This window comes from Sideroxyarcus sp. TK5 (assembly GCF_054601595.1).
The window spans coordinates 100847-117370 of record NZ_BAAHSJ010000006.1 but is presented as its reverse complement, the minus strand read 5'-3'; the positions used below and the strand labels follow the sequence as shown (position 1 = coordinate 117370).

General features: G+C 60.6%; 18 protein-coding genes. 7 read left to right on the top strand and 11 right to left on the bottom strand.

Features of this window, described 5'->3' with window-relative positions:
* Position 1: 1 nt before the first annotated feature.
* The gene (locus ACYPYQ_RS11235) at positions 2-448 is read right to left on the bottom strand and encodes a bacteriohemerythrin (protein WP_459723930.1); all 447 of its coding nucleotides are present in this window, start codon (positions 446-448) and stop codon (positions 2-4) included.
* Between the two features lie 170 nt (positions 449-618).
* Between ACYPYQ_RS11235 and ACYPYQ_RS11230 the strand changes: the two genes are divergently transcribed.
* Positions 619-819 carry a DUF3330 domain-containing protein gene (locus tag ACYPYQ_RS11230; protein WP_459723929.1) on the top strand — a complete coding sequence of 67 codons (201 nt, stop codon included), beginning with the start codon at positions 619-621 and terminating at the stop codon, positions 817-819.
* A 3-nt stretch (positions 820-822) separates the two neighbouring features.
* On the opposite strand, the gene ACYPYQ_RS11225 is transcribed toward ACYPYQ_RS11230, so the two are convergent.
* Genes ACYPYQ_RS11225 through ACYPYQ_RS11215 form a run of 3 tightly spaced genes read right to left on the bottom strand, consistent with a single transcriptional unit; the run spans position 823 to position 2232 of the window.
* Complete coding sequence (locus tag ACYPYQ_RS11225; protein ID WP_459723966.1) at positions 823-1272, bottom strand: YaiI/YqxD family protein; 450 nt, start codon at positions 1270-1272, stop codon at positions 823-825.
* 13 nt (positions 1273-1285) lie between these two features.
* Complete coding sequence (locus ACYPYQ_RS11220) at positions 1286-1699, bottom strand: hypothetical protein (protein WP_459723928.1); 414 nt, start codon at positions 1697-1699, stop codon at positions 1286-1288.
* Positions 1696-2232, bottom strand: a complete 537-nt coding sequence (locus ACYPYQ_RS11215; RefSeq protein ID WP_459723927.1) for a flavin reductase family protein — start codon at positions 2230-2232, stop codon at positions 1696-1698. The genes ACYPYQ_RS11220 and ACYPYQ_RS11215 overlap by 4 nt, the downstream gene beginning before the upstream one ends.
* A 69-nt stretch (positions 2233-2301) precedes the next feature.
* Between ACYPYQ_RS11215 and ACYPYQ_RS11210 the strand changes: the two genes are divergently transcribed.
* The 3 genes from ACYPYQ_RS11210 (at position 2302) to ACYPYQ_RS11200 (ending at position 6560) form a co-directional block, all read left to right on the top strand.
* The gene (locus tag ACYPYQ_RS11210) at positions 2302-4227 is read left to right on the top strand and encodes an ATP-dependent DNA helicase (RefSeq protein ID WP_459723926.1); all 1926 of its coding nucleotides are present in this window, start codon (positions 2302-2304) and stop codon (positions 4225-4227) included.
* Positions 4228-4308: 81 nt separating this feature from the next.
* Positions 4309-5664 (top strand): HD-GYP domain-containing protein, encoded by a 1356-nt coding sequence (locus ACYPYQ_RS11205; RefSeq protein WP_459723925.1) that lies wholly within the window; start codon positions 4309-4311, stop codon positions 5662-5664.
* The gene (locus ACYPYQ_RS11200; RefSeq protein WP_459723924.1) at positions 5664-6560 is read left to right on the top strand and encodes an ankyrin repeat domain-containing protein; all 897 of its coding nucleotides are present in this window, start codon (positions 5664-5666) and stop codon (positions 6558-6560) included. The genes ACYPYQ_RS11205 and ACYPYQ_RS11200 overlap by 1 nt, the downstream gene beginning before the upstream one ends.
* On the opposite strand, the gene ACYPYQ_RS11195 is transcribed toward ACYPYQ_RS11200, so the two are convergent.
* The 7 genes from ACYPYQ_RS11195 to grpE form a co-directional block, all read right to left on the bottom strand.
* Positions 6561-7460 carry a hypothetical protein gene (locus ACYPYQ_RS11195; RefSeq protein WP_459723923.1) on the bottom strand — a complete coding sequence of 300 codons (900 nt, stop codon included), beginning with the start codon at positions 7458-7460 and terminating at the stop codon, positions 6561-6563.
* Positions 7461-7492: 32 nt separating this feature from the next.
* Positions 7493-8209, bottom strand: a complete 717-nt coding sequence (locus ACYPYQ_RS11190; protein WP_459723922.1) for a hypothetical protein — start codon at positions 8207-8209, stop codon at positions 7493-7495.
* A gap of 90 nt (positions 8210-8299) precedes the next feature.
* Positions 8300-8869, bottom strand: coding sequence for a LemA family protein (locus tag ACYPYQ_RS11185; RefSeq protein ID WP_459723921.1), 570 nt, complete (start codon positions 8867-8869; stop codon positions 8300-8302).
* 65 nt (positions 8870-8934) lie between these two features.
* Positions 8935-9375 carry a VOC family protein gene (locus ACYPYQ_RS11180; RefSeq protein ID WP_459723920.1) on the bottom strand — a complete coding sequence of 147 codons (441 nt, stop codon included), beginning with the start codon at positions 9373-9375 and terminating at the stop codon, positions 8935-8937.
* Between the two features lie 33 nt (positions 9376-9408).
* Positions 9409-10533 (bottom strand): molecular chaperone DnaJ, encoded by a 1125-nt coding sequence (gene dnaJ / locus ACYPYQ_RS11175; RefSeq protein WP_459723919.1) that lies wholly within the window; start codon positions 10531-10533, stop codon positions 9409-9411.
* A 64-nt stretch (positions 10534-10597) separates the two neighbouring features.
* Positions 10598-12526: a molecular chaperone DnaK gene (gene dnaK / locus ACYPYQ_RS11170; RefSeq protein ID WP_459723918.1), complete on the bottom strand. Its 1929-nt coding sequence runs from the start codon at positions 12524-12526 to the stop codon at positions 10598-10600.
* Positions 12527-12616: 90 nt separating this feature from the next.
* The gene (gene grpE, locus ACYPYQ_RS11165) at positions 12617-13210 is read right to left on the bottom strand and encodes a nucleotide exchange factor GrpE (RefSeq protein WP_459723965.1); all 594 of its coding nucleotides are present in this window, start codon (positions 13208-13210) and stop codon (positions 12617-12619) included.
* Positions 13211-13280: 70 nt separating this feature from the next.
* Here grpE and ACYPYQ_RS11160 point away from each other — a divergent pair, with 70 nt between their 5' ends.
* The 3 genes from ACYPYQ_RS11160 to leuD are packed head-to-tail and all read left to right on the top strand — an operon-like array spanning position 13281 to position 16518.
* Entirely contained in the window at positions 13281-14447 is a 1167-nt protein-coding gene (locus tag ACYPYQ_RS11160) for an MFS transporter (RefSeq protein ID WP_459723917.1), read from the top strand.
* A 26-nt stretch (positions 14448-14473) separates the two neighbouring features.
* Complete coding sequence (gene leuC, locus ACYPYQ_RS11155) at positions 14474-15877, top strand: 3-isopropylmalate dehydratase large subunit (RefSeq protein ID WP_459723916.1); 1404 nt, start codon at positions 14474-14476, stop codon at positions 15875-15877.
* Between the two features lie 2 nt (positions 15878-15879).
* Positions 15880-16518, top strand: a complete 639-nt coding sequence (gene leuD / locus ACYPYQ_RS11150) for a 3-isopropylmalate dehydratase small subunit (protein WP_459723915.1) — start codon at positions 15880-15882, stop codon at positions 16516-16518.
* The last annotated feature ends 6 nt before the right edge of the window (positions 16519-16524 follow it).

Below are 16524 nucleotides of genomic sequence, written 5' to 3'. Positions count from 1 at the left end.
CTCAATCGTAACGCTTGAGGTATAGCGCGTAACAGTCTTCGGCGATGGGGCGGTAGGAGGAGCTCTTCACATATTCGGCGATCTTCAGGTCCTCGCTGACCACATGGTTGGCGACCCAGGTCACGATCTGCGGCAGGATGTCCTCCGGCGTCTCCTGCTTGCGGTTGATCTTGGCGATGAAAACGTTCAACTGGCCCAGCAATTCTGAATGGATGCGTTCATGGTCGGCCAGCCCGGGATAGCGCAACTCGGCCATCAGGTTCTCTTCGCTCAGGAAGTGGAATTCGGTGAACTTCTTGACCTCGAGCAGAACGCCCATAACGACTTTCTCGCCCATCCGGCTGGTGATCGCCAGATCGAGCTTCTTCAGTAGCAGCACCAGCATGCGATGCTGGGTGTCTATCATCTCGTTGCCGATCTCCAGTTCTTTCTTCCATGCGATTTGCATGACTTTCTCCCCGGTCGCGTTGGATCACTACGGCATTGCGTGAAGATTGTACTCCCGCAAAGCTTAGTTGTTCGCCATGCGGCCGTCAGGGGGACGTGAGCTTTACGCTTGCCAGCCGACCGCGACAGGGATAGTCTGGGGAGACGTCTACACCCTACAGGAGGTGTGTCATGACTAACCATCCCCAAGCCCGGCCTTTATCCGGGCAAGTCAGCTGTGAAGTCTGCAAGAAAGAGGTTCCGCAGTCAGCCGCGGTGAATTTCGAGGTGAAAGACTATGTGGCGCATTTCTGCGGGTTGGAGTGCTATGCACAGTGGAAGGGGCGCGACCCGGCGGAAGGCGCTGCCGAAGACGGCGACGCGCAGCCCTGAGATTCAGGGCGCGCGTCTCGCCAGCAAACGGTCGAGCTGATTGGCGAACGCCTGCCGGTCCTTCTGGTTCAAAGCGGCCGGCCCGCCGGTCTCCACGCCGCTGCTGCGCAGCACCTCCATGAAATCGCGCATCGCCAATCGTTCCTTGATGCTGTCGCGGGTGTACAACTCGCCGCGCGGGTTCAGTACATGCCCGCCTTTGGCGATCACCCCGGCCGCCAGCGGGATGTCTGCCGTGATGACCAGGTCGCCCGATTCGGTCATCTCCACGATCTTGTTGTCTGCCACATCGAAACCGGCAGGCACCTGCAAGGCGCGGATGTAAGGGGAGGGCGGACAGTACAGCAACTGGTTGGCCACCAGCGTGGTATGGATCTGCCTTCTGTCCGCCGCCCGGAACAGGATCTCCTTGATGACTTTCGGGCAGGCGTCGGCGTCGATGAGTATCTTCATGGTGGCTTTGCGTTCAATCACGGGATGTGCCTGCAGGCGAGCGGCTCAGGCGGAAGAAGAGGTAAGGGGCGACGGCGACCCAGCACAGCAGCAGCGGCCACAAACGTCCCGCAGGCATGTCGTAGTTCTCCAGCAACACCTGCCAGGGATGCCCGGCCACATAGTGGAAGAACAGGAACTCGAAGGCCACCGTGAGCAACAACCAGAACATCCCGATGCACCCTGCTTCAAGCGCCGAACCAGGTGGCCAGCGCCGCACATAACGATGGATCAACAGCCCGAACAGCAGCATGCCGATCACCGTGGAGAGCTGGTGGGCCGACAACTCCGACATATGTCGGCCATAGCTGAAGTCGCGCAACGTGCCATTGAGCATGGCGACCCCCAGCAATACCAGCCAGGCAAGGAGATGACGCAGCCTGATCATGCCTTTTTCGAGGGCAGCCTGATCCTGTCCCCGTCCACCACGAACACGCCCTTGCCCTGATGATGCAGGGTGCGCGGGTCTTTTTGCGCGGGGTCGATCCACGCCTTGACCACCTCCAGTACGAAGAAGTTGTATTTGTTCACCATCCGTCTATCCACCACCTTGCATTCGAGATTGGCGTAACACTCGTCTATCAGCGGCGCTGCAACGATCGAGGCCGGCGACGGCGTCAGATTGAACCTGCTGAACTTGTCCACCTTTCTGCCCGTGCAGTTGCCCACTTTCACCACCTGTTTAGCCAGTTGCTCCGTCGGGATGTTGAGCACGCATTCCCCGGTCTTCTGCAACGCTTCGAAACTGAAGTTGCGTCCGCTGATCACGCAGCCCACCAGCGGCGGCTCGAACTCCATCATCGTCAGCCACGACAGGGTCATGATGTTCGCCTTGTCTTTGCGGGCTGTGGTCACCAGCACCACCGGGCCCGGCTCCAGCAGACGGTAGACTTTGGATAACGGAAAGTTCTTCTTAGCCATAACCGGTACCTCGCGTAAAATCGCCATCGCACTATAGCGCTGTCTCCTGCCAACGACCAAACCCGCATCGTGACCACCGAAGTCGAACGTTTCTTTTCCGAACAAAGCCCGCTTGCCACCGAGGTCGCCTCGTTCCGGCCGCGCGTGCAGCAGCGCGAGATGGCTTTGGCCGTGGCGGAGGCGATCCGCGACAACGCCATCCTGATCGCGGAGGCGGGCACCGGCACGGGCAAGACATTCGCCTACCTGGTTCCGGCGCTGCTCAATGGCGGCAAGGTGGTGGTCTCCACCGGCACCAAGAACCTGCAGGACCAGCTGTTCCAGAAGGATCTGCCGATGGTGCGCGATGCGCTGAAGGCACCGGTGTCGGTGGCCTTGCTCAAGGGGCGTTCCAACTATGTGTGTCACTACCATCTGGAACTGGCACAGTCGAACGGCCTGTTCAAGACGCGCGAGGATGTGAAGCATCTGGCGAAGATCGTGAACTACGCGAAAGTCACGCAGAGCGGTGACAAGAGCGGGCTGGCGGACGTGCCGGAGAACGCGCCGATCTGGATGCATGTGACCTCGACGCGCGACAATTGTCTGGGCCAGGAATGCCCCATGCACAAGGATTGTTTCGTGCTCAAGGCTCGCAAGGAGGCGATGGAGGCGGACATCGTGGTGGTGAACCATCATCTGTTCTTCGCCGATGTGATGCTGCGTGACGAGGGGGTGGCCGAATTGTTGCCGGCCTGCAACACGGTGATATTCGACGAGGCGCACCAGTTGCCGGAGACGGCCAGTCTGTTCTTCGGCGAAAGCATCTCCACTTCGCAACTGTTCGATCTGGCGCAGGATGCGCGCATCGAGGCGCTGACCTCGGCCAAGGATTTCGCCGCCTTGCCGGTGGCGTGTGACGCGCTGGACAAGGCCGCGCGCGACATGCGGCTGGTGTTCAAGCGCGAAGGACGCATGGCGGCGCAGGCCACGGAGGACTTCAAGGAGTTCGCCCCGGCGCTGAAGACGCTGGGCGAGAAACTGGGCAATCTTGCGGTGCTGCTGGAGAAGCAGGCGGAACGCAGCGAGGGGCTGGAGAACTGCTGGCAGCGCGCATTGACGCTGGTCCAGCAGTTGAAACACTGGCAGGACGGCGACGTGCCGGAGACGGTGCGCTGGCTGGAAGTGTTCCACCATTCCCTGCAACTGAACAGCACGCCGCTGTCCATCGCCGAGATATTCAAGAAGCAGATCGGCGGCCATCCGCGTGCCTGGATATTCACCTCGGCAACGCTGGCAGTGAAACAGAACTTCGCGCATTACCAGGCTGAGATGGGTTTGCAGGAGGCGCGCACCGCTTGCTGGGACAGCCCGTTCGACTATCCCGAACAGGCGCTGCTGTATGTGCCGCAGAATCTGCCGGAACCCAATACCGAAGGCTATACCGATGCAGTGGTGCAGGCGGCTTTGCCGCTCGTCGAAGCGAGCCGTGGCCGCGCCTTCCTGCTGTTCACCAGCCTGCGCGCGATGCAGCGTGCCTACGAGATCCTGCAGGCGGAGTTCGAGCGCAGGAATCTGAGATATCCCTTGCTGATACAGGGAGAAGGCTCGCGCAACGAGTTGCTGTCGCGTTTCCGCGAGCACGGCAATGCGGTGCTGCTGGGTAGCCAGTCATTCTGGGAAGGGGTGGACGTGCGCGGCGAGGCGCTGTCGCTGGTGGTGATCGACAAACTGCCCTTCGCGCCGCCGGACGATCCGGTGCTGGCTGCGCGCATCGCCGAGATGAACAAGCAGGGACGCAATGCCTTCATGGAGTTCCAGCTGCCGCGCACCATCATCAACCTGAAGCAGGGGGCAGGGCGCCTGATCCGCGACGAGCACGACCGCGGTGTACTGATGATCTGCGATCCGCGGCTGATCTCCAAGCACTACGGCAAGCGCATCTGGCAGAGTCTGCCGCCGTTCAAGCGCACGCGCGTCGAGGCCGATGCCGTGGCGTTCTTCCATCGCGCATGAACTGCTACAGCGTGCATGCATTGACGTGACCGGCGGATTGTTGTCCACTGCATGCAACGGATACGGGAATGAAGTCGGGTTATGGCTGCGGTCAGAGATCTCCTTGATGAACTGATGTTCCGCATCGATGCGGGCAATCTGGCTGTGCGCTCGGAGCAACTGCGTGCCCGCCTGAAACTGTTCCCGTATATGGTGTTGGGCCAGATGCTTGCCGAACCCATCTTCGTCTGGTTGATGTGGGATGCCGACTTGCATCGCCATCTGCTCCTGTGGATAGGTTGTGCCTACCTGCTCCATGTCGCCGAATTGGTGACATGGCTGGGCTACCGTGAGCGCACTGGCACGGTCGGCGAATGTCTGGAATGGAGCCGACGCTTCCTCTGGTTCGCATTGGTCATCGGCATGATGTGGGGCTTCGGCACCCTGTTCTTCTTCCCCGTTTTATTGCTGGATCAGGTGCTGTTGATCTGCGTGATGTTGGGTCTCGCAGCCGGGGCGACCACCATGAATGCCACGCATCCGCCAGCGTTCTATGCCTATCTGCTGGGGCTGATGCTGCCGCTCATCTTCCGCGTGGCAGTCGAGCAGGACGAGACGCACCTTGCACTGGCCATCATGCTGCTGCTGTTCATGGTGGTGATGCTGGGGGCAGGGCAGTTCCTCAGCAAACTCGTCATGCATTCTTTGCGTCAGCGTTTTGAGAACCTGTCGCTTGCGCAGCAACTTGCGCGGCTTAACGACGGCCTGGAGAGCAAGGTGCGCGAGCGTACCGAACAGTTGCAGCACCAGACCGAGGAGGTGTCGCGCATACGCGATGTCACCATCATCGCGATGGCGACGATGGCCGAGACGCGCGACAACGAGACCGGCAACCATCTGCGGCGCACGCAGACCTATATCCGCGCATTGGCGGTGAAGCTGCGCCAGCATCCGCGTTTCCGGGAATTCCTCAACGACGACAACATCGAATCCCTGTACAAGCTCGCCCCCCTGCACGACATCGGCAAGGTCGGCATCCCGGACCACATCCTGCTCAAGCAGGGCAAGCTCACGCCGGAAGAGTACGAGATCATGAAACAGCACCCGCGCATCGGTGGCGATGCACTGGCGGCTGCGGAAGCCAGCCTGCCGGCGCCCAGCCGCTTCCTGCATATCGGGCGCGAGATCGCTTCAGGCCATCACGAGAAATGGGATGGCAGCGGTTATCCGCAAGGGCTCAAAGGCGACGAGATCCCCATCTCCGCCAGGTTGATGGCGCTGGCAGATGTTTACGATGCCCTGATCTGCAAGCGTGTCTACAAGAAAGCTTTCAGTCACGAGGATGCGGTGGCGTTCATCGTGGACGGGCGCGGCAAGCATTTCGATCCGGATGTGGTGGACGCTTTCCTGGCTATCCAGGATGAGTTCCGGCAGATCGCGGAAAGGTTCAGCGACTGATGGATGCGCGTCTGCTGCGATTGCTGGGTGATGACAGGTCGCTGTATCCGGAGATCCTGGAGGCGCGTTTCCCGCGCGTGTTCAGCAAGCTCGTCGAGTTGATCGAGACGCCCCATATCGATGCCTACCTGCAGGACCTCATGGTGGACAAACGCAGCGGCGACCGGGCCGGTTTCCCGCCGGAGGCCGCGGCAGAGATCATCCGCCTGAGCAACTATCTGGACACCATGCACAATGCCGACAGGAAGGTCGGTGCCTGGGAAGATGTGCCGGAATACAAGCGCCACGAACTGGAACGGATGGGCTATGACTTCAGTCCCGGCGGCCTGATCAAATCCATAGAGGACAACAACCCGAACGCCGTGCATGAATTCCTGTCCTGCGGAGTCGATCTGGAAGTCCGCGACGAGCGCCACTGGACGCCGTTGATGATCTCGGCATTCAACGGCAACGAGGATTTCGCGCTGTTGCTGATCAAGTGCGGCGCGAAGATCACGGCCTGTGACAGGAACGGCTATAACCCGCTGCATTGGGCGGCCTTCAATGGCTACTCGAACGTGGTCAAGTTGCTGATCGAGAAGGGAGCCGATCCCAACTATCAGAGCCAGTTCGGCTGGACCGCGCTGATGCAGGCCGCGACACGCGGACACCTGATCGCCTGTGCCTATCTGATCCTGCGCGGAGCCGATGTGAATCTGTCTACGGTGGACGGCTGGACGGCGCTGCACAAGGCCGCCAACAACGGCCATACGCAGGTGGTCAAATTGCTGCTGGATAAAGGTGCCAATCGCTATGCAAAGTACAGCGATGGCAGGACGGCGCTGGATCTGGCCGAGCGCGCAGGCCATCAGGAGATCGTCGCCCTGCTCAATCCGGGGGGCACCTACGCGGTGTGATCAGTACGGCAGGGTGGTCAGCACCCAAGAGATACCCGCCAGTGCGCCGAAAAAGAAAGTCAGGTGTGCCCATGTCCAGATGGCGTAACGGCGGGCCAGTCTGGCCGGGGACAGGTTGCTGAGCAGGAACATGCGACTGTCCTGTGGTTGGCGCAGAAAGTGTGTGTCCGGTTCGTTGCGCGCGGCGGTCAGTCGTTTGTCCGCCTCGCGTTTCGCGGCCTGCCGGGCCAGCATCCATTCGTCGATGTCCAGATGCCCGTTGCCGTCCAGATCGAAGCGCTTCATCAGGTCGGCGTTATCCAGCTTCCATTCGGCGATGACCTGTTTCACCAAGTCGTTACGGGTGACCGGGTCGCTGCTGCCGCCAACAGTCCTGAACTCTCCCAATGCGTAAAGATTGTCCTGCTGTATCAGCTTCCATTCCGTGTACCGATGATCGCCGACCTGCCAGGTGTCTTTATGCTGCGTGATGATCTCGGCACCACGCGGGTCGATGATGCAGGTGCCGCTGCCGTCGTCCATGCGGAAGGGTGCATCACTTTCGCCGCTGGATTCGGTGCGCCATTCGTTCTTGTGGTTCTTGCGTTCGACCTTGTAGCGGTACCAGAGGCAAGGCAGCAGTGAGTATTTGCCGAGTATGGGGTCACCGTTCGCTTGCGCGCGGCCGACCAGTTCGACATAGCCTTGTGCCGCCGAAGCGATGCGCGAGGTAGGCGTACCGCTGATCGTGCGGTAGCGGTGCAGGGCGGAGAACCAGGCGAACAGACTGATGAAGGCGATACCGCCCAGACTCCACAACCAGGCGTCACGGGTGCCGAAATGAAAACCGGCGAACAGCAGGATAAGCTGTCCGCCGGAGGTGATGAGTTGCGCGTACTGACGCCGCAGGGAGTTCAGCATCACTGTTCTCCGTGCGGCATGCCGTTCGATATTTAGAAGCGGAAACCCAGTTTGAAGCTGGTGGACTGGGCAGCGCCGGTCTTGTCGAACTCAAGGGCCAGATTGGTCATGCCCAGGTTCAGGTTGGCCCCGGCGAACAGTTTGCTCTGTGTGAAGCTCTCGGCAGTGAAACCGGTAGCGGCATCCGGTGTGCTGTTAACCCATACCTGACCGACGCCAGCGTACGGTGTCAGCATGGCAAAACCCTTGGAGATGGAGACGTCCAGACTCTTGGTGTCCAGCGACAGCTGGTTCACGCCCGAGAGCTTGGTCAGGGCACCGCGTACCGCGACGGCCGGCGTGGCAGTGCCTCCCTCGATGAATGCCCAGCGCAGTTCACCACCCATCAGCCTGATGTCCGTGGTCGGGACCGCAGAATAGAATGCGCCGATGTCGATGTTCAGCGGCAGACCTTTGGTCACATGCAGCTTGGGCACATACAGTTTGCTGAAGTCGCTGCCGGTCAGACTGTTCCACAGTGCTGCACTCTTGGCCAGATCGGTCTGGGTGACTTCCAGCCCCAGATCGAAGCCTGTGATGCCCATCGATTCGGCAGGTACCACGCCCTTGTAGCTCAATGCGGAACCGAGGTCTTCGGAGACATTGCGGAAAGAGGCTTGTCCGCCAGTGAGGTTGCCCAGATTGATATTGCCAGCCATGGCGGGTTGGGCGATGCCTAGAGCGCAGGTCAGTACGAGCAATTTCTTCATGTTGTGTATCCTTTGGTATTGAGAAAGTAGTGTCCGCCACTCAGCGAGCCGCGCGGGCATGCCTGTGAGTGTGCGTGTCGATTTTGGTTCCTAGTCGAACAGCTTCTTGATGTCGACGTCAGCTTTTTCGGCGGCGGCGAATTCCAGCAAGGGCTTGCTCTGATAGGCGAACATGTTGGCGATCAGCACGGCGGGGAACTGTTCGATGCCGACGTTGTAGATGTTCACCGACTCGTTGTACAACTCGCGCCGGTCGGCGATGGTGTTCTCCAGTCCGCTGATGCGCGTCTGCAGCTGCATGAAATGCTCATTGCTCTTCAGTTCCGGATAGGCCTCGGCCACGGCGAAGATGTTGCCCAGTCCCATGCGCAGCATGCCTTCGGCTTTGCCGAGCGCGGCGATGTCCTGCCCCTCGCGCGCGGACTGCACCATGGAACGCGCTTCGATCACGCGTTGCAGGGTCGTCTGCTCGAATTGTTTGTATTGCTTGCATACCTCGACCAGCTTGGGCAGTTCGTCGTGGCGCTGCTTGAGCGCGACGTCGATGTTGGCCCAGGCCTTGCCGACCGCATGCTTGAGGCTGACCAGATGGTTGTACAGACTGATGCCGTAGATCAGTGCGACGAGTGTGATGCCGAGCAAAAGCAGGGTAGTGGTCATGCGCGACTCCTAAGTCCGAATGGTTTCGCGGCGCATCATAAAACAAAGTGCCTGACGATGCTTGGCTAGAGTTGCAGTCGTTTTGTGGTCAATACTGCACCGGGATCGTCGCGCCAGAGGGCGGGGTCGGCATCGACATACAGTTCGATCTCGATACCATCTGGATCGTGGATATAGAGCGACTGGCTCACGCCGTGGTCGCTCATGCCGAATATGCTGACCTTGTTCGCCTCAAGGTGCGCTTTGCATGCACGCAGTTCATCCAGACTATCCCCCACTTTGAATGCCACGTGATACAGGCCGACACTGCCGTGATCAGCATCGGGTGCCTGTGCACCGATCTGCATCAGTCCGAGGTCATGGTGGTTGTCGCCCAGCGTAAAGAAAGCCATCACGCCTTGGTAGCGTGCGACTTCCTTCATGCCAAGCACATCGCGATAGAAGAGTATGGAACGCTCAAGGTCGCGCACCTTGAGTACCACATGGCCGAGTGCTTTGACTTGCATGTGCGACCCCTTGCCGATGAGCGGTGAAGGCCGTTATTGTCCGAAGAAGTCCTTCACCTTGCCCATCCATGATTTTGCGCGCGGGTTATGGCGCGCGGAATCGGACTGGCTGATCTCTTCGAACTCGCGCAGCAGCTCCTTCTGGCGATCGGTCAGGTTGGATGGCGTCTCCACGATCACATGGCAATGCAGGTCGCCGTGCTGATGCGTGCGCATGCCCTTGATGCCCTTGCCGCGCAGGCGGAACTGTTTGCCGCTCTGTGTCTCGGGCGGGATCTTGATGCGCGCCGCGCCGTCCAGTGTGGGGATCTCGATCTCGCCGCCCAGTGCCGCTGTGGCGAAGCTGATCGGCATCTCGCAGTGCAGGTCGTCGCCGTTGCGCTCGAATACGCTGTGCGGCTTGATGTGGATCTCCACATACAGGTCGCCGTGCGGCGCGCCGTGCGAACCGGCTTCGCCGTGGCCGCTGTGGCGCAGGCGCATGCCGGTATCGATACCGGCCGGGATCTTGATCTCCAGCGTCTTCTGTTTCTTCACGCGGCCGCTGCCGTGGCAGTCCTTGCACGGCGAGCTGATCTGTTTGCCGCTGCCGTGGCAGCGCGGACAGGTCTGCTGCACCGAGAAGAAGCCCTGCTGCATGCGTACCTGACCGTGGCCGGCACAGGTCTGGCAGGTGGTGGCAGAGGTGCCGGGCTTTGCGCCGGAGCCGTTGCAGGTCTCACACTCTTCCATGACCGGGATGCGGATCTGCTTCTCGGCGCCGCGTGCGGCTTCCTCCAGTGTGATCTCCAGGTTGTAGCGCAGGTCGGCACCGCGATGCGCCTGGGTACGCCCGCCGCGCCCGCCACCGAAGATGTCGCCGAAGATGTCGCCGAAGTCAAAGCCCTGCGCGCCGGCTCCGCCGAACGGATTGCCGCCGCCCATGCCGCCCGCTTCGAATGCAGCGTGGCCGTACTGGTCATACGCGGCGCGTTTCTGGCCGTCGGACAGGGTCTCATAGGCCTCTTTCGCTTCCTTGAAGTGTTCCTCCGCCTTCGGATTGTCCGGATTGCGGTCGGGGTGGTACTTCATGGCCAGCTTGCGGTAGGCCTTCTTGATCTCTTCCTCCGACGCGTCGCGGTTGACGCCGAGGATTTCGTAATAGTCGCGCTTGCTCATGTTTTTTCCATGTGACGATGGGGCGCATGCGCCCCACCGGTTCCAGCATCAAGAAAGGTGAGGCTTACTTCTTGTCGTCTTTCACTTCGGTGAACTCGGCATCCACCACGTCGGCATCGTCCGCCTTCGCACCGCCTTCAGCTTGTGCACCGCCAGCGGCCTGGGCCTTGGTCTGCTCGGCGGCATACATCTTCTCGCCCAGCTTCTGTGCAGCCTGCGCCAGCGCTTCGGCCTTGGCTTCGATAGCGTCCTTGTCGTCGCCCTTCACCACAGCTTCTGCGTCCTTCAAGGCGGACTCGATGGCACCCTTTTCGTCGGCAGACAACTGCTCGCCGTATTCCTTCATCGACTTGTTGGTGGAGTGGATCAGCGCGTCCAGCTGGTTGCGCGCAGTCACCAGTTCCATGGCCTTCTTGTCTTCGTCGGCATGCGCTTCGGCATCCGCCACCATGCGCTCGATCTCTTCCTCGCTCAAACCGGAGCTGGCCTTGATGGTGATGTTGGCTTCCTTGTTGGTGGCCTTGTCCTTCGCGCTGACATGCAGGATGCCGTTGGCGTCGATGTTGAAGGTCACTTCGATCTGCGGCATGCCGCGCGGGGCCGGCGGGATGTCGGACAGGTTGAACTGGCCCAGGCTCTTGTTGCCGGACGCCATGTCGCGCTCACCCTGCAGCACGTGGATGGTCACCGCGGACTGGTTGTCGTCTGCAGTGGAGAACACCTGCGACGCCTTGGTCGGGATGGTGGTGTTCTTCTTGATGAGCTTGGTCATCACGCCGCCCATGGTCTCGATACCAAGGGAGAGCGGGGTCACGTCCAGCAGCAGCACGTCTTTCACCTCGCCCTGCAGCACGCCGCCCTGGATGGCTGCGCCCACGGCCACGGCCTCGTCCGGGTTCACGTCTTTGCGCGCTTCCTTGCCGAAGAATTCCTTCACCTTCTCCTGCACCTTGGGCATACGGGTCTGGCCGCCGACCAGGATCACGTCGGAGATGTCGGAAGCGGATACGCCCGCGTCTTTCATGGCGATCTTGCACGGCTCGATGGTGCGCGCGATCAGGTCTTCCACCAGGCTCTCCAGCTTGGCGCGGGTGATCTTCACGGCGAGGTGCTTCGGTCCTGTCGCATCGGCAGTGATGTAGGGCAGGTTCACTTCGGTCTGCTGTGCGGAGGACAACTCGATCTTGGCCTTCTCGGCAGCATCCTTCAGGCGTTGCAGGGCCAGCATGTCCTTCTTCAGGTCGACGCCGCTTTCCTTCTTGAACTCTTCGATCAGGAAGTCGATGACGCGCATGTCGAAGTCTTCGCCGCCGAGGAAGGTGTCGCCGTTGGTGGACAGCACCTCGAACTGGTGCTCGCCGTCGATCTCGGCGATGTCGATGATGGAGATGTCGAACGTGCCGCCGCCGAGGTCATACACCGCAATCTTGCGGTCGCCTTCCTGCTTATCCAGACCGAAGGCCAGTGCGGCAGCGGTCGGCTCGTTGATGATGCGCTTCACGTCCAGACCGGCGATGCGGCCTGCATCCTTGGTGGCCTGACGCTGCGAGTCGTTGAAGTAGGCGGGAACGGTGATGACGGCCTCGGTGACCGGTTCGCCCAGATAGTCCTCAGCGGTCTTCTTCATCTTCATCAGCACTTGTGCGGAGACTTCCGGTGCGGAGATCTCCTTGTCACGCACCTTCACCCATGCGTCGCCGTTCTTGGCCTTGACGATCTCGTAGGGCACCATGTCGATGTCCTTCTGCACCATCTTCTCGTCGAAGCGGCGGCCGATCAGGCGCTTCACGCCGTACAGGGTGTTCTTGGGATTGGTCACGGCTTGACGCTTGGCCGGTGCGCCGACCAGCACTTCGCCGTCTTCCATGTAAGCGATGATGGACGGGGTGGTGCGAGCGCCTTCAGCGTTCTCGATCACCTTGGTCTTGCCGTTCTCCATGACGGACACGCAAGAGTTGGTGGTGCCCAGGTCGATACCGATGATTTTTCCCATGATGCTTTCCTTTCAGTTGAATGCTTGAATTGGTTGGATGCTGTTGCCTCGCGACCTGATATCAGGGCGGCGGCGGATATTTCAAGAGCGTTATGCCTTCCCTTTTGAGACCATCACCAGCGCCGGGCGCAGCACGCGGTCGTTCAGGGTGTAACCCTTCTGCATCACGCTGACCACGGTGTTGGCTTCCTGCTCGCTGTCGACCATGCCGATGGCCTGATGCTTGTTCGGGTCCATCTTCTCGCCGACCGGGTTGATCTCGACGATGTTGAACTTCTCGAACACGCTGGAAAGCTGCTTCAGGGTCAGCTCCATGCCGCTCTTGAAGCTTTCCACGTTCTCGGTCTGCACTGCCAAGCCAGCCTGCAGGCTGTCCATCACGGCCAGCATCTCGCCGGAGAAGCGCTCCACCGCGAACTTCTGCGCCTTGCTCACGTCCTCGGCGGCGCGGCGGCGGATGTTCTCGCCCTCGGCCTTGGCGTACATCCACGCGTCATAGTGTTCCTGCGCCTTGCGCTCGGCGGCCTGCAGCATCTCTTCCATGCTGGGTGTGGTTTCGGTGGTTTGCGCGGTGGGCTTCTCGCCGGAGTTCTCGACATCGTTCTGTTCGAGTTGCGGCTTGTTTTCGTTTTGCTGTTCCATGTGCTTCTCCTGATTGCGACTTCCGCTTGATGGGGGCGTGATTTTCGATTTCAAGGGGCGTTACGGGATATTTTTCGGTGCGATAATGCGCGCCGTTCAGTAAAGCCAAGACATGACCGACCGTAACTACCACTGGCGCATCGCCGGATTCTATTTCTTCTATTTCGCTTTTGTGGGGATGTTCTCCCCGTATTGGAGTCTGTACCTGCAGTCGCTGCACTTCGATGCCATCGACATCGCCATCCTGATGTCCTTGCAGCCGGTGATGCGCATGGTCGCCCCGGGGCTGTGGGGCTGGCTGGCGGATCACACTGGCAAGCGGAAGGAAGTGGTGGTGGCTGCGGCCAGCCTGAGCGCCCTGTTCTATCTGGGGGTGTTCTTCACCGAGAGCTTCTGTGGGTTGTTCGCCGTGCTGCTGATGATGAGCTTCTTCTGGAGTGCTTCGATGCCTCTGGTGGAGGCGACCACAATGAGCTGGCTGGGCAAGAATACAGCGCATTACGGACGTCTGCGATCATGGGGCTCCATCGGTTTCATCACCACGGTGCTCGGTTTGGGGTATGCCTTCGATCATATCGCCATCTACTGGCTGCTATGGGCCGGGCTGGTGTGCGAGGTCGGTATCCTGATCTTTGCGCGCGAGATACCCAGAACCGGGGTGTTGGCGCATCACACCGACCATCACCCCATCCGCCGCATCGTCATGCAACCGAAAGTGCTGGCGCTGTTCGGTGCCTGCTTCCTGATGGCGGTGGCTCATGGGCCTTATTACACGTTCTTTTCCATCTATCTGGTCGAGCACGGCTATGCCAAGAGTACGGTAGGACTGTTGTGGGCGCTGGGTGTCATCTGCGAGATCGGTGTGTTCTTCCTGATGCCGGCCCTGGTGAGACGGTTCGGTTTCGTACGCATCCTCCTTGCCAGCTTCTGTGCTGCGGTCGTGCGATTCATCCTGATCGGCGGGGTGGTCGATGTGGTCGTGCTGCTTTTGTTCGCGCAAATCCTGCATGCGCTGACTTTCGGTGCGTTCCATGCCGCTTCGGTCGGGCTGGTGCATGAATACTTCCAGGGACGCCACCAGTCCAGAGGTCAGGCGCTGTTCGGCAGCGTGACCTACGGCGCTGGCGGGGTGTTGGGGGGGCTGGCCAGCGGCCCGGTCTGGCAGCACTGGGGGGCTTATGTGCTTTACGCAAGCAGTGCCGGGGCCGCGCTTTGCGGATTGATCCTACTGCTGTGGATGGCGCGTCACATGGCGGATAGGCCAGACGCTGTGGCATAATCCGGCGCTCTATCGGAAGCATGAAAATGAGCGCAAAGACCTTATACGACAAACTCTGGGATTCCCACGTGGTGCGGCAGGAAGCCGACGGAACCGCGCTGATCTATATCGACCGTCAGCTGGTGCATGAAGTCACCAGCCCGCAAGCCTTCGAGGGTCTGAAATTGGCGCAGCGCAAGCCTTGGCGCACTGCGTCCATGCTGGCGGTGCCGGACCACAACGTGCCGACCACCAACCGTGCGGCGGGCATCGCCGATCCGATCTCGCGCCTGCAGGTGGAGACGCTGGATGCCAACTGTGCCGAGTTCGGCGTGGTCGAATTCAAGATGGGTGACATCCGTCAGGGCATCGTGCATGTGATCGGCCCGGAGCAGGGCGCGACCTTGCCCGGCATGACCGTGGTGTGCGGCGATTCGCATACCAGCACGCACGGCGCGTTCGCGGCGCTGGCCCATGGCATCGGCACTTCCGAGGTCGAGCATGTGATGGCGACGCAGTGCCTGGTGGCGAAGAAATCCAAAGCCATGCTGGTGAAAGTCGAAGGCACTCTGGGCAAGGGCGTGACCGCCAAGGACATCGCACTGGCGGTGATCGGAAAGATCGGTACCGCAGGCGGCACCGGCTACGCCATCGAGTTCGCGGGCAGCGCGATCCGCGGCTTGAGCATGGAAGGCCGCATGACCCTGTGCAACATGGCCATCGAGGCCGGTGCTCGTGCCGGCATGGTGGCGTGCGATGACATCACCGTTGAGTATGTGAAGGGCCGTCCGTTCGCCCCCAAGAGCGGCGACTGGGACAAGGCGGTCACCTACTGGAAATCGCTGCATTCAGACGAGGGCGCTAAGTTCGATGCCACAGTGGAGCTGGATGCAGCCGGCATCCGTCCACAGGTGACCTGGGGCACCTCGCCCGAGATGGTGACGGACATCAATGGTCGCGTGCCCGACCCGGCATCCGCACCCGATGCGGTCAAGCGCGGCGACTGGGAACGTGCCTTGCAGTACATGGGCCTGCAGGCCAACACGCCGATCAGCGAGATCAGGGTGGACAAGGTGTTCATCGGCTCCTGTACCAATGCGCGCATCGAAGACATGCGCGAAGCGGCGGCGGTAGCCAAGGGCAAGAAGGTGGCTGCCAACGTGAAGCTGGCGATGGTGGTGCCCGGCTCCGGTCTGGTGAAGGCGCAGGCCGAGAAGGAAGGGCTGGACAAGATTTTCATCGCGGCCGGTTTCGAGTGGCGCGATCCGGGCTGTTCGATGTGTCTGGCGATGAACGACGACCGGCTGGAGCCGGGCGAGCGTTGCGCCTCGACCTCCAACCGCAATTTCGAAGGGCGGCAGGGGCAGGGCGGGCGTACCCATCTGGTCAGCCCGGCGATGGCGGCGGCAGCGGCGATCGCCGGTCATTTCGTCGATGTGAGCAAGGTGTGACGATGAAGAAATTCACTAAATTCGATGGGTTGGTGGTGCCGCTGGATCGTGCCAATGTGGATACCGATGCCATCATCCCCAAGCAATTCCTGAAATCGATCAAGCGTTCCGGTTTCGGTCCCAATGCCTTCGACGAGTGGCGTTATCTGGACCACGGCGAGCCGGGCATGGACAACAGCAAGCGCCCGCTGAACCCGGATTTCGTGCTCAACCAGCCGCGCTACCAAGGCGCGCAGGTGCTGCTGGCGCGCGAGAACTTCGGTTGCGGATCGTCGCGCGAGCATGCGCCGTGGGCGCTGGAGGATTACGGCTTCCGCGTCATCATCGCGCCGAGTTTCGCTGACATCTTCTTCAACAACTGTTTCAAGAACGGCTTGCTGCCGATCAAGCTTGATGCCGCCATCGTCGACAGCCTGTTCAAGGCGGTAGCCCCCGCTGCAGGTTACAAGCTGAAGGTCGATCTGGAGCGCCAGGTGATCGCTACACCCGATGGCAAGGAGATCGCGTTCGAGGTGGATGCCTTCCGCAAGCATTGCCTGTTGAACGGGTTGGACGATATCGGCCTTACCCTGCAGCATATGGACGACATCAAGGTGTTCGAGGCGAAACACAAGGCGGCGCAGCCCTGGCTGTTCGCCTGAGATAAT